The 23,162-nt window shown below is 65.4% G+C and carries 19 protein-coding genes; 16 read left to right on the plus strand and 3 right to left on the minus strand.

Annotated features, from left to right (window positions below; all coding sequences use genetic code 11):
• Positions 1-209: 209 nt before the first annotated feature.
• Positions 210-1,601 carry a transcriptional regulator PpsR gene (gene ppsR / locus LRC39_RS07650; protein WP_346296842.1) on the plus strand — a complete coding sequence of 464 codons (1,392 nt, stop codon included), beginning with the start codon at positions 210-212 and terminating at the stop codon, positions 1,599-1,601.
• Complete coding sequence (locus LRC39_RS07655) at positions 1,602-3,797, plus strand: GAF domain-containing protein (protein ID WP_346296843.1); 2,196 nt, start codon at positions 1,602-1,604, stop codon at positions 3,795-3,797. It abuts the gene before it with no gap.
• Between the two features lie 256 nt (positions 3,798-4,053).
• Here the strand turns inward: LRC39_RS07655 and LRC39_RS07660 are convergent, their stop codons facing one another.
• Positions 4,054-4,716: a heme oxygenase (biliverdin-producing) gene (locus tag LRC39_RS07660; protein WP_346296844.1), complete on the minus strand. Its 663-nt coding sequence runs from the start codon at positions 4,714-4,716 to the stop codon at positions 4,054-4,056.
• Between the two features lie 61 nt (positions 4,717-4,777).
• Positions 4,778-5,461, minus strand: a complete 684-nt coding sequence (locus LRC39_RS07665) for a cobalamin B12-binding domain-containing protein (RefSeq protein ID WP_234820135.1) — start codon at positions 5,459-5,461, stop codon at positions 4,778-4,780.
• Between the two features lie 529 nt (positions 5,462-5,990).
• Here LRC39_RS07665 and bchF point away from each other — a divergent pair.
• Genes bchF through hemA form a run of 14 tightly spaced genes read left to right on the plus strand, consistent with a single transcriptional unit; the run spans position 5,991 to position 21,824 of the window.
• The gene (gene bchF, locus LRC39_RS07670) at positions 5,991-6,476 is read left to right on the plus strand and encodes a 2-vinyl bacteriochlorophyllide hydratase (RefSeq protein WP_107354753.1); all 486 of its coding nucleotides are present in this window, start codon (positions 5,991-5,993) and stop codon (positions 6,474-6,476) included.
• Positions 6,473-7,762 (plus strand): ferredoxin:protochlorophyllide reductase (ATP-dependent) subunit N, encoded by a 1,290-nt coding sequence (locus tag LRC39_RS07675; protein ID WP_346296845.1) that lies wholly within the window; start codon positions 6,473-6,475, stop codon positions 7,760-7,762. Before bchF ends, LRC39_RS07675 begins: the two co-directional genes overlap by 4 nt.
• A 2-nt stretch (positions 7,763-7,764) precedes the next feature.
• On the plus strand, positions 7,765-9,387 hold the full coding sequence (gene bchB / locus LRC39_RS07680) for a ferredoxin:protochlorophyllide reductase (ATP-dependent) subunit B (protein WP_346296846.1): 1,623 nt from the start codon (positions 7,765-7,767) through the stop codon (positions 9,385-9,387).
• On the plus strand, positions 9,362-13,108 hold the full coding sequence (locus LRC39_RS07685) for a magnesium chelatase subunit H (protein ID WP_346296847.1): 3,747 nt from the start codon (positions 9,362-9,364) through the stop codon (positions 13,106-13,108). The genes bchB and LRC39_RS07685 overlap by 26 nt, the downstream gene beginning before the upstream one ends.
• Positions 13,105-14,043, plus strand: a complete 939-nt coding sequence (gene bchL / locus LRC39_RS07690; protein WP_346296848.1) for a ferredoxin:protochlorophyllide reductase (ATP-dependent) iron-sulfur ATP-binding protein — start codon at positions 13,105-13,107, stop codon at positions 14,041-14,043. Before LRC39_RS07685 ends, bchL begins: the two co-directional genes overlap by 4 nt.
• Positions 14,043-14,744, plus strand: coding sequence for a magnesium protoporphyrin IX methyltransferase (bchM, locus tag LRC39_RS07695; protein WP_346296849.1), 702 nt, complete (start codon positions 14,043-14,045; stop codon positions 14,742-14,744). Before bchL ends, bchM begins: the two co-directional genes overlap by 1 nt.
• The gene (locus tag LRC39_RS07700) at positions 14,741-16,174 is read left to right on the plus strand and encodes a BCD family MFS transporter (protein WP_264075966.1); all 1,434 of its coding nucleotides are present in this window, start codon (positions 14,741-14,743) and stop codon (positions 16,172-16,174) included. The genes bchM and LRC39_RS07700 overlap by 4 nt, the downstream gene beginning before the upstream one ends.
• Before the next feature lie 22 nt (positions 16,175-16,196).
• A complete protein-coding gene (gene puhA, locus LRC39_RS07705; RefSeq protein WP_346296850.1) occupies positions 16,197-16,964 on the plus strand; it encodes a photosynthetic reaction center subunit H in 768 nt (255 codons plus the stop codon).
• Positions 16,961-17,623: a photosynthetic complex putative assembly protein PuhB gene (puhB, locus tag LRC39_RS07710; protein WP_346296851.1), complete on the plus strand. Its 663-nt coding sequence runs from the start codon at positions 16,961-16,963 to the stop codon at positions 17,621-17,623. Before puhA ends, puhB begins: the two co-directional genes overlap by 4 nt.
• A 12-nt stretch (positions 17,624-17,635) precedes the next feature.
• Positions 17,636-18,142, plus strand: coding sequence for a photosynthetic complex assembly protein PuhC (gene puhC / locus LRC39_RS07715; protein WP_107343560.1), 507 nt, complete (start codon positions 17,636-17,638; stop codon positions 18,140-18,142).
• 2 nt (positions 18,143-18,144) lie between these two features.
• On the plus strand, positions 18,145-18,444 hold the full coding sequence (locus LRC39_RS07720; protein WP_107343561.1) for a hypothetical protein: 300 nt from the start codon (positions 18,145-18,147) through the stop codon (positions 18,442-18,444).
• Positions 18,441-19,538 (plus strand): magnesium-protoporphyrin IX monomethyl ester (oxidative) cyclase, encoded by a 1,098-nt coding sequence (gene acsF, locus LRC39_RS07725; RefSeq protein ID WP_164638052.1) that lies wholly within the window; start codon positions 18,441-18,443, stop codon positions 19,536-19,538. Before LRC39_RS07720 ends, acsF begins: the two co-directional genes overlap by 4 nt.
• A 13-nt stretch (positions 19,539-19,551) precedes the next feature.
• On the plus strand, positions 19,552-20,616 hold the full coding sequence (gene puhE / locus LRC39_RS07730) for a putative photosynthetic complex assembly protein PuhE (protein WP_107343563.1): 1,065 nt from the start codon (positions 19,552-19,554) through the stop codon (positions 20,614-20,616).
• Positions 20,613-21,824, plus strand: a complete 1,212-nt coding sequence (gene hemA / locus LRC39_RS07735; protein WP_107343564.1) for a 5-aminolevulinate synthase — start codon at positions 20,613-20,615, stop codon at positions 21,822-21,824. The genes puhE and hemA overlap by 4 nt, the downstream gene beginning before the upstream one ends.
• Before the next feature lie 289 nt (positions 21,825-22,113).
• Here hemA and LRC39_RS07740 read toward each other — a convergent pair whose 3' ends face one another.
• Positions 22,114-23,082 (minus strand): LysR family transcriptional regulator, encoded by a 969-nt coding sequence (locus LRC39_RS07740; RefSeq protein WP_107343565.1) that lies wholly within the window; start codon positions 23,080-23,082, stop codon positions 22,114-22,116.
• Positions 23,083-23,162 lie beyond the last annotated feature (80 nt).

The following is a 23,162-nucleotide window of genomic DNA, read 5'->3' on the forward strand; positions in this document are numbered from 1 at the left end:
CAATTGGACACCGTCCGTTCGATGCGTTTGTGCTAGATGACGTTGATCTGTCGAAATTATATTACCGGTTAGACAATTCGGCTAATTTTCCCTTCCCAGGCTGCAACGGACCCTTGTCAAGGGGCCGTAACCTGCATAAGTCGTTGGGAGCACGGCGGTGTTCTGGACAATGCGTCGTATTGACGCCCCGCTGTGTGCGAGCGGAGCTCATGGCGTCAAAATCCGTTCATGCCGACATCACCCTTCTCCTCGATATGGAGGGTGTGATTCGCGAAGCCACCCTGTCTCCGACGATGGCGGCTGAGAGTGTGGACGGTTGGCTGGGGCGTCGCTGGAGCGACATCGCCGGCACCGAAGGTGGCGACAAGGTTCGCCGCATGGTGGAAGACGCCCGCCGCAGCGGCATCTCGGCTTTCCGCCAGATCAATCAGCCTTTCCCAAGCGGCGTCGAAATCCCGATCGAATTCACCACGATGCTGCTGGGCGATCGCACCGGCATGATCGCGGTCGGCAAGAACATGCAAGCCGTCACCGAGCTGCATTCCCGCCTGATCGCGGCGCAGCAGGCGATGGAGCGCGACTATTGGCGGTTGCGTGAATTGGAGACCCGCTACCGGCTGGTGTTCGACGCAGCGGCCGATGCGGTGATGATCGTCTCCGCCGGAGACATGCGCATCGTCGAAGCCAACCGCGCGGCGGCCAATGCGATCAGCCGCGAGCGCGGCAATGACGACCTTGCCGGTCGTGATTTCCTCGCCGAAGTTGCCGCTGCCGATCGCGATGCGGTGCGCGACATGCTGGCCCAGGTGCGTCAGCGCGGCACCGCGCTCAGCGTCCTCGTCCATCTTGGCCGCTACGACCGCGCCTGGATGCTGCGCGGCTCGCTGATGTCGTCGGAACGCCGGCAGGTCTTCCTGCTGCACTTCACCCCGGTGACGACGACGCCTGCGATCGACGAAGTCGACGACGACGCCGTGCTGCGCGGACTGATCGACCGCATTCCCGATGGTTTCGTCGCGCTGGATTCGGAAGGCGTCGTCCGCCACGTCAATCAGGCGTTTCTCGATCTGGTGCAGATCGGCTCCAAGCCCGCGGCGGTCGGACGATCGCTAGGCAGCTGGATGGGCCGACCGGGCGCCGATCTGTCCAGCCTGCTGACGCTGCTGCGGCGCTACAAGACCGTGCGGCTGTTCCAGACCACGATCCGCGGCGAGCTCGGCACCGAGACCGAAATCGAAGTCTCGGCCGTCGATGGCGAAGAGGATCAGTACATCGGCGTGCTGATGCGCAATGTCGCGCGGCGGCTCGACGCTGCCGACGACAACGATGCCTTGCGTCAGGCGCTCGGTCCGATCAGCAAACAGCTGGGGCGATCCTCGCTGCGCAAGCTGGTGAAGAACGCCGTGAGCATCGTCGAGCAGCACTATGTGAAGGAAGCGCTGCTCCGCTCCAGGGGCAACCGCACGGCAACTGCCGAACTGCTCGGATTGAGCCGGCAGAGTCTTTATGCAAAACTCAACCGGTACGGCTTCGACGACAAAGGTGTCGTTGCTTCTGCTGCCGACGGTGCAGAGGGCGCCTCAGACGACGCAGAGGATTGAGTGGCAGGTCATGCCTCTGGCAGCCCCGCATTCGGGACTGCCGATCTTTCGAATTGCGAACGTGAAGAAATCCATCTCGCCGGCTCGATCCAGCCGCACGGCGCGCTTCTGGTCGTCAGCGAGCCGGATCATCGGGTCATCCAGGCCAGCGCCAACGCCGCAGAGTTCCTGAACCTCGGAAACGTGCTCGGCGTTCCGCTCGCCGAGATCGACGGCGATCTGTTGATCAAGATCCTGCCGCATCTCGATCCCACCGCCGAAGGCATGCCGGTTGCGGTGCGATGCCGGATCGGCAATCCCTCGGCAGAATATGATGGCTTGATCCATCGGCCGCCGGAAGGCGGGATGATCATCGAACTCGAACGCGCCGGCCCGCCGATCGATCTGTCCGGCACGCTGGCGCCGGCGCTGGAGCGCATCCGCACGGCGGGATCGCTGCGTGCGCTGTGCGACGACGCCGCGCTGCTGTTCCAGCAGCGCACCGGCTACGACCGGGTGATGGTGTATCGCTTCGACGAGCAGGGCCACGGCGAAGTGTTCTCCGAGCGCCACGTGCCCGGGCTCGAATCCTATTTCGGCAACCGCTATCCGTCGTCGGACATTCCGCAGATGGCGCGGCGGCTGTACGAGCGGCAGCGCGTTCGCGTGCTGGTCGACGTCGGCTACCAGCCGGTGCCGCTGGAGCCGCGGCTGTCGCCGCTCACCGGGCGCGACCTCGACATGTCGGGCTGCTTCCTGCGCTCGATGTCACCGATCCATCTGCAGTACCTGAAGAACATGGGCGTGCGCGCCACCCTGGTGGTGTCGCTGGTGGTCGGCGGCAAGCTGTGGGGCCTGATCGCCTGCCATCACTATCTGCCGCGCTTCATCCATTTCGAATTGCGGGCGATCTGTGAGCTGCTTGCCGAAGCGATGGCGACGCGGATCACCGCGCTCGAAAGCTTCGCGCAAAGCCAGTCGGAGCTGTTCGTGCAGCGGCTCGAGCAGCGCATGATCGAAGCGATCACCCGCGAGGGCGACTGGCGTGCGGCGATCTTCGACACCACGCAGTCGATTCTGCAGCCGCTGCACGCCGCCGGCTGCGCGCTGGTGTACGAAGATCAGATCCGAACGATCGGCGAAGTGCCGGCCACGCAGGACGTCCGCGAGATTACCGCCTGGCTCGATCGCCAGCCGCGCACGGCGGTGACGTCGACCGCCTCACTCGGTCTCGACGTGCCGGAGCTCGCACATCTGACGCGGATGGCGAGCGGCGTGGTCGCGGCGCCGATTTCGGATCACCGCGGCGAGTTTCTGATGTGGTTCCGCCCCGAGCGTGTCCACACCGTCACCTGGGGCGGAGATCCGAAGAAGCCGTTCACGATGGGCGATACGCCGGCGGATCTGTCGCCGCGGCGCTCCTTCGCCAAATGGCATCAGGTCGTCGAAGGGACGTCCGATCCGTGGACCGCTGCCGATCTCGCCGCTGCCCGCACCATCGGGCAGACCGTCGCCGACATCGTGCTGCAATTCCGCGCGGTGCGGACATTGATCGCCCGCGAACAATACGAACAGTTTTCGTCCCAGGTGCACGCCTCGATGCAGCCGGTGCTGATCACCGACTCCGAGGGCCGCATTCTTTTGATGAACGACTCGTTCCGCGAGATGCTGCCGGCGGGTTCACCGTCGGCCGCCCATCTCGACGATCTCGCCGGCCTGTTCGTCGAATCCAACGACTTCCTGCGCAACGTCGCCGAGCTGATTGATCACGGCCGTGGGTGGCGCGGCGAAGTGCTGCTGCGCGGCGCCGGCAACAGCCCGCTGCCGCTTGCGGTACGCGCCGATCCGGTGACGCGGACGGAGGATCAGTCGCTCGGCTTGGTGCTGATCTTCAGCGACGCTACCGATCGTCGCACGGCAGATGCCGCACGCACGCGTTTCCAGGAAGGCATTCTCGCCAGCGCGCGTCCCGGCGTGCGGCTCGACTCAAGGTCTGACCTGTTGCACGAGAAACTGTTGTCGGCGCTGGTCGAGAACGCGCAGCTCGCCGCGTTGGAGATCACCTACGGCGTCGAGACCGGACGAATCGCCGAGCTGCTCGAAGGCGTCCGCCAGTCGATGCTGCGCACCGCCGAAGTGCTCGGCCATCTGGTGCAGCACGCGGCGCGCACCGCCGGCAGCGACAGCTCGAATGGCGGCTCGCAGAATAAGACTTAGCGCTGCGTCTCTCAGCCGCAGGCGTGGCGACCAGCGCTTAGGCAGCTCTGTGGTCGATCGAGACAGGCTGCGACTCTCGATCTTTGCAACACAAAGAACCTCATGGTGAGGAGGCGCAAAGCGCCGTCTCGAACCATGCGCCGCAGGCGATGCGGCTCCTCATCCTTCGAGACGCCCGGCGATGCCGGGCTCCTCGGGACGAGGACTCAGTGCCCTTCACAAGGACCATATCGGCTGCAATCAATCGATGAAGAGTTTAAGCAGCCATATGCTGCTGCACCGCGACCGAGAGCGCGATGTTGCAGGTGAATGCGACCGCGCCTTCTTCGATCACCGCTGCTGCATCGGGAGCCGCCGCGCCGGCGCGCTCCAGTGCCTCGCGGTATTCGGTCTTCAAGGAGGCCGGATCGCCGATTGCCGAAAAGTCGTAGTGGGCGAGTTCAGCGGCGCTGAGCTGCATGGTCTTCTCCAGCAGCCGGCGCACGATCTGTCCGCCGTTGAGATCGCCGAGATAGCGGGTGTAGGCATGCGCGATCAGGCGGCTGCCGTCGCCTTCGCTCACTTCTGCAATCCGCTCGGCATAAGCTTCCGCCGCCGGCAGCACCGGCAGCCGCTCGTGCCAATCCGCGCCGGCAAGCGCGGCGAGGTCGGATTCGATCGCCGGCGTGCGGGCCAGCGGATGCGCCGCAAGCGGCGCCAGGATTGGATTGTCGCGGTGGCGTTCGATACCCGCTTCGATCGCCCGATAGGCCGGGTGCAGATTGCGCAGCAACAGCGTGTAGCCATCGCGGCCAGCGGTGCCGTGCAGAATCTCGGAGAGGATGCCCGACTTCTCGGCTTCCAGATGCAGCTGTCGGGTCCGCACATACAACGCGGTAACGACGCTCTCGGCGCCGCGCTCCGCTGCTTCCACCACCATACCAGGCCCTCCAATGCAGGAGGCCTTATAGCAGAAATCGATTCGCGATTGCGAACCCGCGTCAGCTCTTGTTCCGCGCGGCGTGGACCAGCGCGCGGGCGAGCCGCGGCGCGGTCGCGCCATCGACTGCATAGCCGTCCGCCCCGATCGAGCGGATCAGTTCCGGCCTGAGCAGCAGCAGCGGGCCGCCGAGCAGGATCGCCACGTCGCGATTGCGCGAGTCGCGACGGATGTCCTGGACGTAGCGCTTGAGCTGATCGAGGTGGCGATCGCCGCCGACCGAAAAGCCGACGACGTCGAACATGCGCTCCTGCACCAGCGACATCATCTCGCGGCGCGTGTTGAACGGGCCGGTCCAGATGTCCCAGCCATCGCGCCTGAAGAACTCTGCGACCATCGTCAGCCCGAAGCTGTGTTGTTCGCCGTCCAGCGTGGTCAGCAGCACCGTGCCACCACCACTGGCGCGGTGATCATCAGCAACGCTTTCGCCGAGATGGCGAAGAATTCGTTGCAGCCGACTGACGCCGAGCGTGACGTTGAGGAAGTTCGCGCTGTCGTGCTCCCACATCTCGCCGAGGCGCTGCGCAGCGGGCGCGAGCAGGTTGAGGAAGATCAATTCGGTGGCAGTCCCCTGCGCGATAAGACTCTCCACGTAGTCGAAGGCAGCAGTCTCGTCGTGACCGAGAACCAGCAGGGTGAAGTGCTGCACACCGAAAGGCGTACCAGGATCGACCGGGGCGGACATGTTCGAAAACGGGATCGCGTGCAGCTTAATTCGGGAATGGGTGAGAGTTCGAAGCGATAGCGCAATGGCAGAGGTCTGGACCCGGGGGCGTGCTCGCCAGAGTGGCTCCGGGATCGGAGGGGGCAGGGGCGTCACCGGGAGGGTGGCCGGTTCGGCGTCGGCAATGGCCGCGATCGGATGGTCGTCCCAGTCCGTCATGAGCGGTACTCCCTGACCTTCGACTTAAGGCTGACGGCCGACAGACCGTCAAGTTTAATTTACGTATGGTTTGATTGACAGTGGCATGTGTGGAGACTAGCCTTTGTTGATCAGCCGCACTTTAGGGAGTGGCGCGGTGCATCGTCCGTCAGCATCAGATCAAGAAAAAGAGGGTCTCGGTGCGACAGTCCCGGCCTCCCAATCTAACGTTCCGGTATCGCACCACCGCGACACGCACGTGTCAAACGTTCTTTACATGAAGAGCGCGGAGGGTGCTGTGCCGCACGATGGCACCGCTGGGTCGGTTTCTCAGCAAAAGCAGACGGTTAAGATGCTCTACACGCCCGAAGAGCGGGTTCGCCGAGACGCAACAAAATGGACGCTGGTGCAGGGTATCCTGGCGCCGGTCCAGTTCGTCGTCTTCCTGATCAGCCTCGGCCTGGTGCTCCGCTATCTCGGAACCGGCGACGGCTACACCGCTGCGACCGTGTCGGTCGTGATCAAGACGTTGGTGCTCTACACCATCATGATCACCGGCGCGATTTGGGAGCGCGAAGTCTTCGGCTGTTACTTGTTCGCGCCCGCGTTCTTCTGGGAGGACGTGTTCAGCTTCCTCGTGCTGGCGCTGCACACCGCCTATCTGGTGATGCTGTTCCTCGGCCTCGGCGATGCGCGCGATCAGATGTATGTCGCGCTCGCGGCCTATGCGACTTACGTCGTCAACGCCACCCAGTTCATCCTCAAGCTGCGCGCCGCGCGCCGCGACGAACGTCTGGCCGGCCTGCGTGAGCCCTCGGTGTCCGGGAGCCGCGCATGACCGTTCATGTCTCAGGTTGTTCGACCGCGACCGCGGATCAGCTGGTCGCTCGCGAAATCCGCACCGAGAGCGGACAGCGCGAAGTGTTCTGCGGGTTGACCGGCATCGTCTGGCTGCATCGCAAGATCCAGGACGCATTCTTCCTCGTGGTCGGCTCGCGCACCTGCGCGCATCTGGTCCAGTCGGCCGCCGGCGTGATGATCTTCGCCGAGCCGCGGTTCGGCACGGCGATCATGGAAGAGAAGGATCTGGCCGGTCTCACCGACGCCAATGATGAGCTCGATCGTGTAGTGACGCAGCTGCTGGCGCGCCGGCCCGACATCAAGCTGTTGTTCCTGGTCGGCTCGTGCCCGTCGGAAGTGATCAAGCTCGATCTGTCGCGCGCCGCGCTCCGCCTGTCGCAGCGGTTCTCGCCGGGCGTGCGCATCCTCAACTACTCGGGCAGCGGCATCGAGACGACCTTCACCCAAGGTGAGGACGCCTGCCTGGCGTCGATGGTGCCGGAGCTTCCCGCCGCGACCGACACCAAGCCGTCGCTGCTGGTGATCGGTTCGCTCGCCGACGTCGTTGAAGATCAATTCAAGCGGATGTTCGATGCGCTCGGCATCGACAACGTCGCGTTCTTCCCGCCGCGCAACTCGGCCTCGCTGCCGAGCGTCGGGCCGAACACCAAGATCCTGATGGCGCAGCCGTTCCTGCCCGACACCGTGCGGGCGCTGGAAGAGCGCGGCGCCAAGCGCCTCGCGGCGCCGTTCCCGCTTGGTGTCGAAGGCACCACCGGCTGGCTGCGCGCCGCGGCCGATGCGTTCGGTGTCGACCCGGCGAAATTCGATCAAGTCACCGCGCCCAACCGCGCCCGCGCCGAGCGTGCGCTCGCTGCGTTCAAGAGCGAGCTCGGCGGCCGGCGGATCTTCTTCTTCCCGGATTCGCAGCTCGAGATTCCGCTGGCGCGCTTCCTGTCGCGTGAGCTGGACATGCAGCTGGTCGAAGTCGCGACGCCGTATCTGCACCGCGAGCAACTGGCCGAAGAACTCAAGCTGCTGCCGGCCGAAGTCGCGCTGACCGAAGGCCAGGACGTCGACGATCAGCTCGACCGCTGCCGCATCGCGCGTCCCGATATCGTGGTGTGCGGCCTCGGTCTCGCCAATCCGCTCGAGGCGGAAGGCATCACAACCAAATGGTCGATCGAACTCGTGTTCACCCCGATCCAGGGATACGAGCAGGCGGCCGATCTTGCTGAATTGTTCGCGCGGCCGCTGGTGCGGCGCGCCAAGTTGGTGGCCTGACCATGCAGCTCACCGTATGGACCTATGAAGGCCCTCCCCATGTCGGCGCGATGCGCGTTGCCACGGGTATGGAGCAATTGCACTACGTGCTGCACGCTCCGCAGGGCGACACCTACGCCGATCTGTTGTTCACGATGATCGAGCGCCGCAACAAGCGGCCGCCGGTGACCTACACGACGTTCGCCGCGCGCGATCTCGGCAAGGACACCGCCGAGCTGTTCATGAGCGCGGCCCGCAACGCCTATGCGCGCTTCAAGCCGCAGGCGATGATCGTCGGCGCATCCTGCACCGGCTCGCTGATTCAGGACGATCCGGGCGGGCTCGCCAAGTCGCTCGGCTTTTCGATTCCGGTGATTCCGATCGATCTGCCGGCGTATCAGCGCAAGGAAAACTGGGGCGCGTCCGAGACGTTCTATCAGCTGGTGCGCGCGATCGCCGGTCCGAAGGCTCCGCCGCCCGGCACCAAGCGCGCTGAGCGCGCGCCGGGGCAGCGCGCCAAGTGCAATCTGCTCGGGCCGACCGCGCTCGGCTTCCGTCATCGCGACGACATCACCGAGATCACCAAGCTGCTCGGCCAGCTCGGGATCGACGTCAATGTGGTGGCGCCGATGGGCGCGACGCCGGCGGACCTGACCCGACTCGGCGAAGCCGACTTCAACGTCGTGCTGTATCCGGAAGTCGCGTCGCAGGCGGCGTCCTGGCTGCAGCGGATTTTCCATCAGCCGTTCACCAAGACGATTCCAATCGGCGTTTCGGCGACCCGCGAATTCGTGCGCGAAGTCGCCGGCCTTGCCGGCGTCGATCCGGAGCCGGTGCTGGCGGCGGCTTCCACCCGGCTGCCGTGGTACTCGCATTCAGTCGACTCGACCTACCTGACCAACAAGCGCGTCTTCATCTTCGGCGATGCCACCCACGCGATCGCCTCGGCGCGGATCGCGTCGGAGGAGCTCGGCTTCAAGGTGGTCGGGCTCGGCACCTACAGCCGCGAATTCGGCCGCGACGTGCGCGAAGCGGCGGCGAAGTACGGTGTCGAGGCGCTGATCACCGACGACTATCTCGAGGTCGAAGCCAAGGTTGCCGAACTGCATCCGGAGCTGGTGCTCGGCACCCAGATGGAGCGCCATATCGCCAAGCGCCTCGGCGTGCCCTGCGCGGTGATCTCGGCGCCGGTGCATGTCCAGGATTTCCCCGCGCGCTATGCGCCGCAGATGGGATTCGAAGGCGCCAATGTGATCTTCGACACCTGGGTCCATCCGCTGATGATGGGCCTCGAAGAGCATCTTTTGGCGATGTTCAAGGACGATTTCGAATTCAAGGACGGCGCGCTGCCGTCGCATCTCGGCACTGGCCACGCACCCGCTTCGGCGCCTGCTGTGGCGGAGGTCGCCGTTGCGCTGCCGCAAAGCGCGCCGGTTCTCGACGGTGCAGCATCTGAGCCGGCTCCGACCACACCCGCCGCCACCGGGGCTGTGTGGGCACCGGAAGCCGAAAAGGAACTGCTGAAGATACCGTTCTTCGTCCGCGGCAAGGCTCGCCGGAATACCGAGCGCTTCGCCAACGAAAATGGTGTCGCAACCATTACTGTCGAGACCTTGTACGATGCCAAAGCGCACTTCGCCCGCTGACAAGACCCCGGTTCGGGTCGTCATCGTCACGCTGGACAGCCATTTGTCCGGTGCCGCCGCACGTGCTCGCAACGTGTTGCGGAAGGATTATCCAGGAATCGAGCTGACGGTGCACTCCGCCGACGAGTGGGGCAGCGACGGACACGCTTTGCAGCGCTGCCTCGCCGACATCGCCACCGGCGACATCATCATCGCCACTATGCTGTTCATGGACGATCACGTCCGTGCGGTGATGCCGGCGCTGCAGGCGCGGCGCACCGAATGCGACGCGATGGTGTGCTGCATGTCTGCCTCCGAGGTGGTGAAGCTCACCCACATCGGCAAGTTCGACATGAGCGCCGAAGCGCTCGGCATGATCAACTGGCTGAAGAAGCTGCGCGGCAAGAAGCACGAGGGCTCGGCCGGCAAGGGCGAGATGAAGATGCTGCGGCAGCTGCCGAAGCTGCTGCGCTTCGTGCCCGGCACCGCGCAGGACATGCGCGCCTACTTCCTGACGCTGCAGTACTGGCTGGCGGGCTGCGAGCAGAACATCGCCAACATGGTGCGGCTGCTGATCGACCGCTACGCCAACGGTCCGCGCAAGGGGCTGCGCGGCGTCGCCAAGGTCGAGCCGCCGCTCGAATATCCCGATATCGGCGTGTACCACCCGAAGATGAAGGGCCGGATCGCCGAGTCGGTCGACAAGCTGCCGACGGGCCCGTCCGAAGCCAAGGGCACGGTCGGCGTGTTGCTGCTGCGCTCCTATCTGCTCGCCGGCAATGCCGGGCATTATGACGGCATGCTGGAGACGTTCGAGGCCAAGGGCCTGCGGGTGATTCCGGTGTTCGCCTCGGGCCTCGATCAGCGCCCGGCGATCGAGCAGTTCTTCATCAAGAACGGCCGTCCCACGGTCGATGCGGTGGTGTCGCTCACCGGCTTCTCGCTGGTCGGCGGTCCCGCCTACAACGACTCCAAGGCGGCCGAAGACATCCTCGCCGCGCTCGACGTGCCGTATCTGTCGGCGCATCCGGTCGAATTCCAGACGCTGGAGCAGTGGGCGACGTCCGATCGCGGCCTGATGCCGGTGGAAAGCACCATCATGGTGGCGATCCCCGAACTCGACGGCTGCTCCAACCCGATGGTCTATGGCGGCCGCTCCGACGGCGGCGACGTCGCATGCCCGGGCTGCGAGAAGTTCTGCAAGTTCGAGCGCAACGAAAGCGGCGGCGACATGCATGTCTGCAGCGAGCGCGCCGAAATGCTGGCGTCGCGCACCGCCAAGCTGGTGGCGCTGCGCCGGAGCGAACGCAAGGACCGCAAGGTCGCTGCGGTGCTGTTCAACTTCCCGCCGAACGCCGGCAACACCGGCACCGCGGCGTTCCTCGGCGTGTTCGAGTCGCTGTTCAACACGCTGAAGGCGATGAAGGCCGAAGGCTACACCGTCGAGGTCCCCGAAAGCGTCGACGCGCTGCGCGAGGCGATCATCAACGGCAATGCGGCACGGTTCGGCGCCAATGCCAACGTCCATGCCCGCGTGATGGCCGGCGATCACGTCAAGAACGAACGCTATCTGCGGGAGATCGAAGCGCAGTGGGGTCCGGCGCCCGGCAAGCAGCAGAGCGACGGTTCGTCGATCTTCATTCTCGGCGAGCGCTTCGGCAACGTGTTCGTCGGCGTGCAGCCGGCGTTCGGTTACGAAGGCGACCCGATGCGGCTGTTGTTCGAGAAGGGGTTTGCGCCGACGCATGCCTTCTCGGCGTTCTATCGCTGGATCAAGCAGGATTTCGGCGCCCACGCGGTGCTGCATTTCGGCACTCACGGCGCGCTGGAATTCATGCCCGGCAAGCAGACCGGCCTGTCCGGCACCTGCTGGCCCGATCGCATGATCGGCGATCTGCCGAACATGTATCTGTACGCCTCCAACAACCCGTCCGAAGGCGCGATCGCCAAGCGCCGCTCGGCCGCGACGTTGGTCAGCTACCTGACGCCGCCAGTCGCGCATGCCGGCCTGTATCGCGGGCTGCTCGAATTGAAGTCGTCGCTCGAGCGCTGGCGCGGGCTGACGCCGGAGGAGGAGACCGAGCGCGCTAATCTCGCCACCCTGGTGCAGGCGCAGGCCGCCGGCCTCGACCTCGCACCGGCCGAGCCGGCCTGGACCGCCGAAGAGGCGGGCGACACCATCGCCAAGCTCGCCGACGCCGTGCTCGAGATGGAATACGCGCTGATCCCGCACGGCCTCCACGTCGTCGGCAACGTGCCGTCCGAAGAGGAGCGGGTCGAGACGCTGGAAGCCGTCGCCGATGCGATGCACGGCAAGCGCCCCGACAAGTCCCTGCTCGAAGCGCTGGTGCGCGGCGGCCATCCCGAACACCTGTCGGGCAATGGTCCAGAAGCGCAGGCCAATCTCGACATGCTCAAGGAGCTCGCCGGGATCGACAAGCTGCTCGCCGAGGATCACGAACTCGCCGCGATCCTGCGCGCGCTCGACGGCAAGTTCATCCGTCCGGCGCCGGGCGGCGACCTGCTGCGCACGCCTCAAGTGCTGCCGACCGGCCGCAACCTGCACGGCTTCGATCCGTTCCGCATCCCGTCGGCCTACGCGCTGCAGGACGGCGCCAAGCAGGCGCAGCGGTTGATCGACAAGCACATCGCCGAGGGCAATCCGCTGCCCGAGACGGTCGCGATCGTGCTGTGGGGCACCGACAACCTCAAGAACGAAGGCGCGCCGATCGGCCAGGCCCTGGCGCTGATGGGCGCACGGCCGCGGTTCGACGGCTATGGCCGTCTCGCCGGCGCCGATCTGATCTCGCTGGAAGAACTCGGGCGGCCGCGGATCGACGTGATCATCACCATGTCGGGCATCTTCCGCGACCTGCTGCCGCTGCAGATCAAGCTGCTCGCCGAAGCCGCCTTCATGGCGGCGAGCGCCGAGGAGCCGGCCGAGCAGAACTTCATCCGCAAGCATTCGCTGGCCTATCAGGCCGCGCACAACTGCGACATGGAGACGGCTTCGCTGCGGGTGTTCGGCAACGCCGATGGCGCCTACGGCTCGAACGTCAACCATCTGGTCGAGAACAGCCGCTGGGAAGACGAGGACGAGCTCGCCGAGACCTATACCAAGCGCAAGAGCTTCGCCTACGGCCTCAAGGGCCAGCCGGTGCAACACGCCGAGCTGCTCAAGAGCGCGCTCGCCGACGTCGATCTCGCTTACCAGAACCTCGACTCGGTCGAGCTCGGCGTCACCACGGTCGATCACTACTTCGACACGCTCGGCGGCATCAGCCGCGCGGTGCGCAAGGCGAAGGGTGGCCAGGCCGCGCCGGTGTATATCGGCGACCAGACCCGCGGCGCCGGTACGGTGCGCACGCTGTCGGAGCAGGTCGCGCTCGAAACTCGCACGCGGATGCTGAATCCGAAGTGGTACGAGGGCATGCTCAAGCATGGCTACGAAGGCGTGCGTCAGATCGAAGAGCACGTGACAAATACTATGGGCTGGTCGGCAACCACAGGCGAAGTCGCCCCGTGGGTGTACAAGCAGCTCACCGAGACCTTCGTGCTCGATCCTGAAATGCGGGCACGCCTCGCCGCGCTCAATCCGGTAGCCTCGGCGAAAGTCGCCAACCGCCTGATCGAAGCGCACGAACGCAACTACTGGTCTCCGGACCCGGAAATGCTCGAGACCCTGCGCAAGGCAGGCGAAGAGCTTGAGGATCGCCTGGAAGGCGTGGGAGTGGCCGCATGAACATCCTGACTGATCCCAACAAGCTGAAGACCTCGGGCTGCGCCGACGCCAACGCGTCGAAATGCGCCGAGGGCGACGGCGAGGGCAGTGTCCAGGTCCAGCTCGACCCCAACCTCAACATCGGCACCGCCAAGGTGTTCTCGATCTACGGCAAGGGCGGTATCGGCAAGAGCACGACCTCGTCGAACCTGTCGGTGGCGTTCTCCAAGCTCGGCAAGCGCGTGCTGCAGATCGGCTGCGATCCGAAGCACGACTCGACCTTCACGCTCACCAAGAAGCTGATGCCGACGGTGATCGACGTCCTGGAGTCGGTGAACTTCCACTCCGAGGAACTCCGCCCCGAAGACTTCGTGTTCGAGGGCTACAACGGCGTGATGTGTGTCGAGGCGGGCGGCCCGCCCGCCGGCACCGGCTGCGGCGGGTACGTCGTCGGCCAGACCGTCAAGCTGCTCAAGGAGCATCACCTGCTCGAAGATACCGACGTGGTGATCTTCGACGTGCTTGGTGACGTGGTGTGCGGCGGCTTCGCCTCGCCGCTGCAGCATTCCGAGCGGGCGATGATCGTCGCCGCCAACGACTTCGATTCGATCTTCGCTGCCAACCGCATCGCCGCGGCGATCCAGGCGAAGTCGAAGAACTACGCCGTTCGTCTGGCGGGAGTGATTGCCAATCGCAGCCGCGAAACCGATCAGATCGACAAGTTCGGCGAGCGCACCGGCATCAAGCGCGTCGCGCATCTGCCGGATCTGGATGTCATCCGAAAGAGCCGTCTGAAAAAGATGACGCTTTTTGAGATGGATCACACCCCAGAAATTGAAGCTGTGCAAAATGAGTATCTTCGGCTCGCGACGGATTTGTGGGAGGCGAAGGAACCCCCGGTCCAGGGCAAGCCGCTGAAGGATCGCGACATCTTTGATCTCTTGGGATTTGATTGATGGCGTTGGGCAGCTACATCGAGCGTCGCGGCGAGCTTGAAACCTATTTCGATCGCACCGCGGCCGACACCTGGGCCAAGCTGACGTCGGATGCTCCGGTCAGCGGCATTCGCGCCACCGTGCGCGCCGGCCGCGACGAAATGCGCAACACGCTGCTGTCGTGGCTTCCCGCCGACATGACCGGCACCCGGCTGCTCGACGCCGGTTGCGGCACCGGTGCGCTGTCGATCGAGGCGGCGCGGCGCGGCGCCAAGATCGTTGCGATCGATCTGTCGCCGACGCTGGTTGCGGTGGCGCGCGAGCGTCTGCCGGCCGACATCGATCCGGCCGCGATCGACTTCCGCTCCGGCGATATGCTCGACCCCGAACTCGGCGAGTTCGACTTCGTGGTCGCGATGGACTCGCTGATCCACTATTTGCCGCACGACATCTGCCGCATGCTGGCGACGCTGGCATCGCGCACCCGGCAGTCGATGGCGGTGACGTTCGCGCCGAAGACTCCGCTGCTGACGCTGATGCATTTCGTCGGCGGCTTCTTCCCGCGCGCCGACCGTGCGCCGGCGATCGAACCGATCAGCGAAAAGACACTGCGCCGCCTGGTGGCTGAAGAGCCGCTGCTGGCGCAATGGCAGCCCGGCCGCACCCATCGGGTGTCGTCCGGCTTCTACACCTCGCAGGCCCTGGAGATGGTTCGACGATGAGCCAACTGGCGGCGACATTGGCGAAAGGCTGGATGCGTCTCGGGACGCGTTTCCTGCCGTTCGCCGACGCGGCGACGAAGGAGCTTCCGCTCGGTCGTCTGCTGCGTCTGTCGCTGTTTCAGGTCTCGGTCGGCGCTTCGATCGTTCTGCTCAACGGCACCCTCAACCGGGTGATGATCGTCGAGCTCGGCGTCACCACGCTGCTCGTCTCGCTGATGGTGTCGCTGCCGCTGGTGTTCGCGCCGTTCCGCGTGCTGATCGGCTTCAAGTCCGACCATCACCGCTCGGTGCTCGGCTGGCGCCGGGTGCCGTATATCTGGATGGGCACGCTGCTGCAGTTCGGCGGCTTCGCCATCATGCCGTTCGCGCTGCTGGTGCTGTCGGGCGAGGGCGCTTATCCGGCGGTGTACGGTCAGTTCGGCGCCGCGCTGGCGTTCCTGCTGGTCGGCGCCGGCCTGCACACCACTCAGACCGCCGGTCTTGCACTCGCCACCGACATCGCGCCGGAAGATTCGCGGCCGCGCGTGGTGGCGTTTCTGTATGTGATGCTGCTGATCGGCATGACCGGCAGCGCCGTGATCTTCAGCGAGCTGCTGCGCGACTTCAGCGAGCTCAAGCTCATTCAGGTGATTCAGGGCGTCGCGGTGGTGCAGCTGCTGCTGAACATCGTCGCGCTGTGGAAGCAGGAAGCCCGTAACCCGACGCTGACCTCGGCCTCGCGGCAGCGTCCGCAGTTCGGCGAGTCGTGGGCGCAGTTTCGTGCCGCCGGCGGCTCGACCCGGATGCTGGTGGCGGTGGCGCTCGGCACGGCCGGCTTCTCGATGCAGGACATTCTGCTGGAGCCGTTCGGCGCCCAGGTGCTGCAGCTCACCGTCGGTCAGACCACCGCGCTGACGGCTTTCTTTGCGATCGGCACGCTGGGCGGCTTTGCGCTGTCGGCGCGGATGCTCGGCCGCGGCGGCGATCCGTATCGGCTCGCCGGGCTCGGCGCGATGATCGGCATGTTCGCCTTCGCGGCGGTGGTGATGTCGGCGCCGGCGCAGTCGGTGCTACTGTTCCGCGTCGGCACCGCGCTGATCGGTTTCGGCGGCGGATTGTTTGCGGCCGGCACGCTGACGGCGGCGATGGCCGTCGCGTCCGGTAGCGATTCGGGAATGGCGCTCGGTACGTGGGGCGCAGTGCAGGCGACCGCTGCCGGCGGCGGCATCCTGCTCGGCGGCGGCATTCGCGACGCCGTCGCCTCGCTCGCCAGTGACGGCATGCTCGGTGCCGTGCTGTCGGGGCCGGCAATCGGTTACTGCTTCGTTTACTACATCGAGATCGCGTTGCTGTTCGCAACGCTTGTTGCGGTCGGTCCGCTCGTGCGCACGACACGAACGAACTACGCGCAGTCGTCAGCCAAATTCGGCCTTGCCGAATTTCCAGGTTAACTAAGAGGAAGGGGTCTGTCCCATGCAACCCGGAGCGTATTTGGACTTAGCACAGGTTACCCTGTACGTATTTTGGATCTTCTTCGCTGGCTTGCTGTTCTACTTGCGCCGGGAAGATAAGCGCGAGGGCTATCCGCTGGTCGCCGATGCCGGCACCGGCACCCGCCTGGCGAAGATCGGCGTGCCTGCGCCGCCGGATCCGAAGACCTACCTGCTGCGTGGTGGCGCGACCAAGACCGTGCCGTCGACCAGCAACGACCGCCCGAACGTGGCGCTCGCTCCGTCTGCGCCGTGGCCCGGTGCGCCGTTCGTCCCGACCGGCAACCCGTTCGCCGATGGCGTTGGCCCGGGCTCCTACGCTCAGCGCGCCGACGTGCCGGAACTCGGCCTCGACAACCTGCCGATCATCGCGCCGCTCCGCGCCGCGAAGGGCATGTTCCTCGATCCGCGTGACCCGAACCCGGTCGGCATGTCGGTCGTCGGCTGCGACGGCGTGGTCGGTGGTACGGTGACCGAGGTGTGGGTCGACCGCGCCGAAGTGATCGCCCGCTACCTCGAAGTCGAGGTCGCCAAGAGCCGTAAGCGCGTTCTGCTCCCGGTGCCGTTCGCGCTGATCAACGACCCGTTCGGCAAGGTCTCCGTTGACGCCATCCGCGGCGATCAGTTCGCCGGCGTCCCGACCACCTCGAAGAGCGATCAGGTCTCCAAGCTCGAAGAAGACAAGATCTGCGCGTACTACGGCGCCGGCACTCTCTACGCCACGCCGCTGCGCTCGGAGTCTCTGGTATGACCGACGCCCCCAGCCAGTTTCGTGAGCTTCCATCGCCCTTGCCGGAGGGAGAGCGCGTTATCTGGCAGGGGAAGCCGACCTACAAAGGGTTGGCCATCAGGTCCTTCCACATGCGGGCCGTGGCGATTTATTTCGTCCTGCTGATCGCGTGGAAGGCCTGGTCGAACTGGTCGAACGGCCAGTCGCCGGCGGAGGCATTGACGTCCGCGTCGATGCTTCTGATCCCGGCGGCGGCCGGTCTCGGCCTGCTCGCACTGCTCGTCTGGCTGTTCCGCCGGGCGACCTGCTACACCATCACCTCAAAGCGCGTGCTGCTTCAGATGGGCGTGGCGCTGCCGATCACGATCAACATCCCGTTGACCCGGATCGCCAACGCCGACCTCCGCCAGAATCGTGACGGCAGCGGCGATATCCCCCTGCGGGTCATCGACGACAAGCGCGCATCCTACGTGTTGCTGTGGCCGCATGTGCGGCCCTGGTACATCAACAACCCGGAGCCGATGCTCAACTCGGTCCCGGACGTCGCCGCAGTCGCTGCCAAACTCACCGAAGCGGTGAAGGCGCAGACCGACAGCTCCGCGGTGGCGATCGTACAATCCACCAGTAGCGGCCCAGAAGACGGTCCGCTGCCAAGTCCCACCGCACCGGCAGTAGCCTAAACGGAGATCGAGATGAGCGAGGCCGCGCACAATCTCAATGTTCCGAAGGGCGCTTTGATCGCGGCTGCGGCGGTCGTGTTGTTCACGATTGCCGTGGCGGCAACCGCCCGATTGACCGGGGTCGGTCATTCCCGAATGACCCCTCCGGCGATGGTCGAAAGCCTCGACCTGAACTTCGAAGACAGTCCCGACGGCGCCGTGCTCGTGTATCGGACTTCCGATCGCAGTTTGGTGAAGTCGTTGCAGCCGGGTCAGTCCGGCTTCGTCCGCGTGGTGTTGCACGGGCTGGCGCGCGAGCGTCAACTCGCCGGCGTCGGCTCGCAGCCGTCGTTCAAGCTCGCCCGCTACGTCAACGGTCAGTACACGCTGACCGATCCGGTCACCAACAAGGTGATCGACCTCAATGCGTTCGGCGCCGACAATCTGCGCGCCTTTTCGCAGTTGATGCCCGCCGGCAACGGCACCGATCAAACCACCTCCAATAATGAGATCCTCAACGAGAAGGGCGCTTCGAAATAAGCATGTTCGGACTAGGGAAACGCACGAGCTTCGACGTCCCCTGCACGGTCGAGATCGAACAGACCTCGGAAACCCTGCATGCGCACGTCACTCTCGACGGCGACATCGAAATCGGACCTGGCGACGAAGTCCTGGTTCATGATGCGCCGACCCACGTCGACTTCGGCGAACGTTTGGTCGTTCGTCGCACCGCAACCGTGGTCCGTGCCGGTCTTCTCGACAAGATTCGTGCGCGGTTCGAAGGCTACCGTGAACTGACCGAACTGTACGAAGTCAGCTTTTCGACCGGGAGGGTTCAATGATTCCAATGGAGGGTGGCGCCCAAGGCGCGCTGCGAACGCGGCCGGACATCAAGGGCAGCGTCGACAGCCTCAACATCGCCAAGCAAGATACCATCCTGACGCCGCGGTTCTACACCACCGATTACGCGGCGATGGACAAGCTCGACGTCAGTCTGGTGCGGGCCGAATGGACCGCGATGATGAACGAGCTGCGCGCTGACTATAACAAGTCGCACTTCAAGAAGACCGACGAGTTTCTGAACAGCGACCTCGACAAGCTGCCGCCCGAGCTGCGCGCCGAGTTCAAGGACTTTCTGGTGTCGTCGCTGACGGCCGAGTTCTCCGGCTGCGTGCTCTATGCCGAGATCAAGAAGCGGATCAAGAACCCGGAGATCCGCGAACTGTTCGGCCTGCTCAGCCGCGACGAAGCCCGTCATGCCGGCTTCATCAACGAGATCCTCAAGGATCACGGCATCGGCGTCGACCTGTCGTTCCTGACCAAGGTCAAGAAGTACACCTACTTCCGGCCGAAGTTCATCTTCTACGCGACCTATCTGTCGGAGAAGATCGGCTACGCCCGCTACATCACGATCTATCGCCAGATGGAGCGCCATCCGGAGCTCCGCTTCCACCCGATCTTCAAGTGGTTCGAGCGCTGGTGCAACGACGAGTTCCGGCACGGCGAGGCGTTCGCGCTGCTGATGCGCGCCGATCCGTCGCTGCTGTCCGGCGTCAACAAGCTGTGGATCCGGTTCTTCCTGCTCGCGGTGTTCGCCACGATGTACGTGCGCGACCACATGCGTCCGGCGTTCTATGAGGCGCTCGGGGTCGATGCCACCGACTACGGCATGCAGGTGTTCCGCATCACCACCGAGATCTCCAAGCAGGTCTTCCCGGTGACGATCAATCTCGACGACCCGCGTTTTCTCCAGAACCTCGAGCGGCTGCGGATCGCCGCGGAGAAGATCGACAAGAGCCACCGCCAGGGCCTGCTCGGCAAGTTGAAGCGGCCGTTCTACGCCGCCTCGGCGGCGCTGGCCTTCGGCCGGCTGTTCCTGCTGCCGGCCAAGCGTAACGAACTGCCGCGCGTCATCGGCCTGCGTCCGGCGTGGTGAGGGGGACGGTGTGATGGTCAGCTACCTCGGCCCACCGGTCTTCGCAGCCTTCGTCTGGTGGTTCTCCACCGGAGCGGTGCTGCTCCTGGTCGGCAGCGTCGGCCGCTCCGAATTGCTGCGGGCGGTGTGCGCCGGGGGAATGCTCACCATCGCGCTGTGCGGCCTGTCGGTCACCGCGCACGACGTCAGCGTCGGCGCGGCCTACATGGCGTTCAGCTGCATCATCTTCCTGTGGGGCGCGCAGGAAATCGCGTTCCTGTCGGGCTGGCTCACCGGCCCGCGGGCCGAACCGTGCCCGCCCGACGCCAAGGGCTTCATGCGCTTCAGCTACGCGCTGCAGGCCATCCTGTATCACGAGCTCTGCCTGCTCGCCTGCGGCGCTGTGGTGCTCGCGGTGACGTTCGGCGCCGAAAACCAGGTCGGGCTGTGGACCTATACGGCGCTGTGGGTGCTGCGTCAGAGCGCCAAGATCAATCTGTTCCTCGGCGTGCCCGTGACCAATGACGAGCTGATGCCGGATGCCGTCCAGTTTCTGAAGACCTACTTCGCCCGCAAGCCGGTGAGCGCGTTCTTCCCGATTTCTGTGACAATGGCGACCGCAGTGCTGGTGGTTATGATCCAGCGCATTGTCGAAGTCGCCGATACGCCGTTTGAAGTGGTTGGTCTCACGCTGGTGTCGACGCTGTTTGCGCTCGGCGTCGTTGAGCATTGGTTCATGCTGCTGCCCCTGCCTGCCATCACGCTGTGGAGCTGGGGCATTCGTCCAGGTTTCTCGCCGGAGAACAACGTCATGGAACAGAAACCCTCCGCCACCATCACGGCTGCATCCGCGCAGGGATCGTCTGCGCAGCTTTCAGAAGCTCCGACCGCCGCTGAGGCTCGCTCCGCCGCGCCGCAGCTCGTCGTCGTCCCCACCGCCCGCGCCGAAGAGGCGCAGCCGAAGGCGCGCCAGCTGTGCGCCCGGCAGCGGCTGGAAGACCAGTTCCGCCAGACCTTCCTGGAGCAACATCCACGGAGCGGCTTGGCAACGGCACGGGTCGCAGAACCCGCCGCGACGCTCAACGGGAGGACGTCATGAACTACGAAGCCTATTTCAAGCGGCAGATCGAAGGCCTCCATCGCGAGGGTCGCTATCGCGTGTTCGCCGACCTCGAGCGTCATGCGGGTTCTTTCCCGCGCGCGACTCACCATCGGCCCGAAGGCACCAGCGAAGTTACGGTGTGGTGCTCCAATGACTATCTCGGGATGGGCCAGCACCCGGCGGTGCTGAGCGCGATGCACGAGGCGCTGGACAGCTGCGGCGCCGGCGCCGGCGGCACCCGCAACATCGCGGGCACCAACCACTATCACGTGCTGCTGGAGCAGGAGCTCGCCGCGCTGCACGGCAAGGAAGCAGGCCTGTTGTTCGCCTCGGGCTACGTCTCGAACTGGGCGACGCTGTCGACGCTGGCATCGCGCATGCCCGGCTGCGTGATTCTGTCGGACGAGCTCAACCACGCCTCGATGATCGAAGGCATTCGTCACAGCCGCAGCGAGACCCGGATCTTCGCGCATAACGACCCGCGCGACCTCGAGCGCAAGCTCGCCGATCTCGACCCGCACGCGCCGAAGCTGGTGGCGTTCGAGTCGGTGTACTCGATGGACGGCGACATCGCGCCGATCGCCGAGATCTGCGACGTCGCCGACGCGCACAACGCCATGACCTATCTCGACGAGGTTCACGGCGTCGGCCTGTACGGCCCGAACGGCGGCGGCATCGCCGATCGCGAAGGCCTCAGCCACCGCCTCACCGTGATCGAAGGCACGCTGGCGAAGGCGTTCGGCATCGTCGGCGGCTATATCACCGGCTCGGCGGCGCTGTGCGATTTCGTCCGCAGCTTCGCCTCGGGCTTCATCTTCTCGACCTCGCTGCCGCCGGCGGTCGCCGCCGGCGCGCTGGCCAGCGTCCGCCACATCCGCTCCAGCTCGGCCGAGCGCGATCGTCACCAGGATCGTGTCGCCCGGCTGCGGATGCGGCTCGACCAGGTCGGCGTCGCCCACATGCCGAACCCGAGCCACATCGTGCCGGTGATGGTCGGCGATGCGGTGCTGTGCAAGCAGATCAGCGACGAGCTGATCAACCGCTACGGCATCTACGTGCAGCCGATCAACTATCCGACCGTGCCGCGCGGCACCGAGCGGCTGCGGATCACGCCGTCGCCGCAGCACACCGACGCCGACATCGAGCATCTGGTGCAGGCGCTCTCTGAAATCTGGGCACGGGTCGGCCTCGCCAAGGCTGCCTAAGCTCTTCACTGATCTACCCGAGAAAGACTGGCGCGCGCCTCCCGGCGCGCGCCTTTGTTTTTGGCGGGGCTCTGCGCTGCGGCGGTGTGCTTCGGTCAAACGCCGAAGCCCACACTGGCTCGGGCGTTTGAGAGCCTCAGTCTCGCGCTCGGCCTAACCTCTCCCCGCGCGCGGGGAGAGGTCGGATTGCGCAGCAATCCGGGTGAGGGGCGGTTCGGCATATCCGAGCTTCAGATCTTTCGACGGCGAGGGCCGGGCTCAGCGGATCAGAGCCACCGGCCCCCTCGGTTCAGCCTCGCTTGCCGCGCGGCGATGGCCGGGTCAGGCGCATCCGGCCATGGGTGCGCGGCAGGAAGTGCGAGCCTTCGGCCTTGATGAACTCCAGCATCGCCCGCGCCGGCGGCAGCAGCACCTTGTCCTTGCGGCTGACCAGGAACCATTGCCGCACCACCGGCAGCCCCTCGACGTCCAGGATCACCAGCCGCCGCTCGTCGAGCTCGGTGGCGACGGTGTGGGCGGAGATGAAAGCGACGCCGAGCCCGGCGATCACCGCCTGCTTGATGGTCTCGTTGCTGCTCATCTCCATGCCGACCGGCGGGCTGATTCCGGCGCCGCCGAAGAACTGCTCCATCAGGCTGCGGGTGCCGGAGCCGGGCTCGCGGGTGACGAAGGTCTCGTTCGCGAGTTCCTGCGGCGCGATGTTGTCCTTGCGCGCCAGCCGGTGCGCGGTCGGCGCGATGATGACGTGGGGGTGATCGCCGATCAGGTGGACATCGACTTCCAGATCGACCGGCGGCCGTCCCATGATGGCGATGTCGAGCTCGTAGTTGCGCAGCTCCGCGCCGATCTCCTGGCGGTTGCCGATCGACAGGTGGACGTCGATCTTCGGATGGCGCTTGAGGAAGCCGGAGATCGCGAACGGCACGAAGTACTTTGCGGTCGACACCGCACCGATCGAAATCCGCCCGGCGGTTTTGCCGGCGATCATCTCCAGCGAGGTCTCGCAGGCCGCGATCGCCGCCTCGATCCGCTCGCTGAGCGCCAGCACCTCGCGCCCGGCATCGGTCAGCCGCATCCCGTCGTTGCTGCGCTGGATCAGCGGCAGATCGGCCAGCGCCTGCAGATTGCGGAGCTGCAGCGTGACCGCCGGTTGGGTCAGGTTCAGCTTGCCGGCCGCCGCTGTGATGCTGCCGGTCTCGGCCAGCGCCGCCAGCGCGCGGAGCTGGCGAATCGAGACGGTTTTGAACTGTCGGCTCATCAAACAAACACGGCGTACGGGAACGATTGCGAACTGTCGGCTATTCGCCCGGGAGGGTCAACCTAGACGCGGGGCTGTCA

The sequence above is a fragment of the Rhodopseudomonas sp. P1 genome (genome assembly GCF_039642825.1).
GTDB classification, from domain to species: Bacteria; Pseudomonadota; Alphaproteobacteria; order Rhizobiales; family Xanthobacteraceae; genus Rhodopseudomonas; species Rhodopseudomonas palustris_H.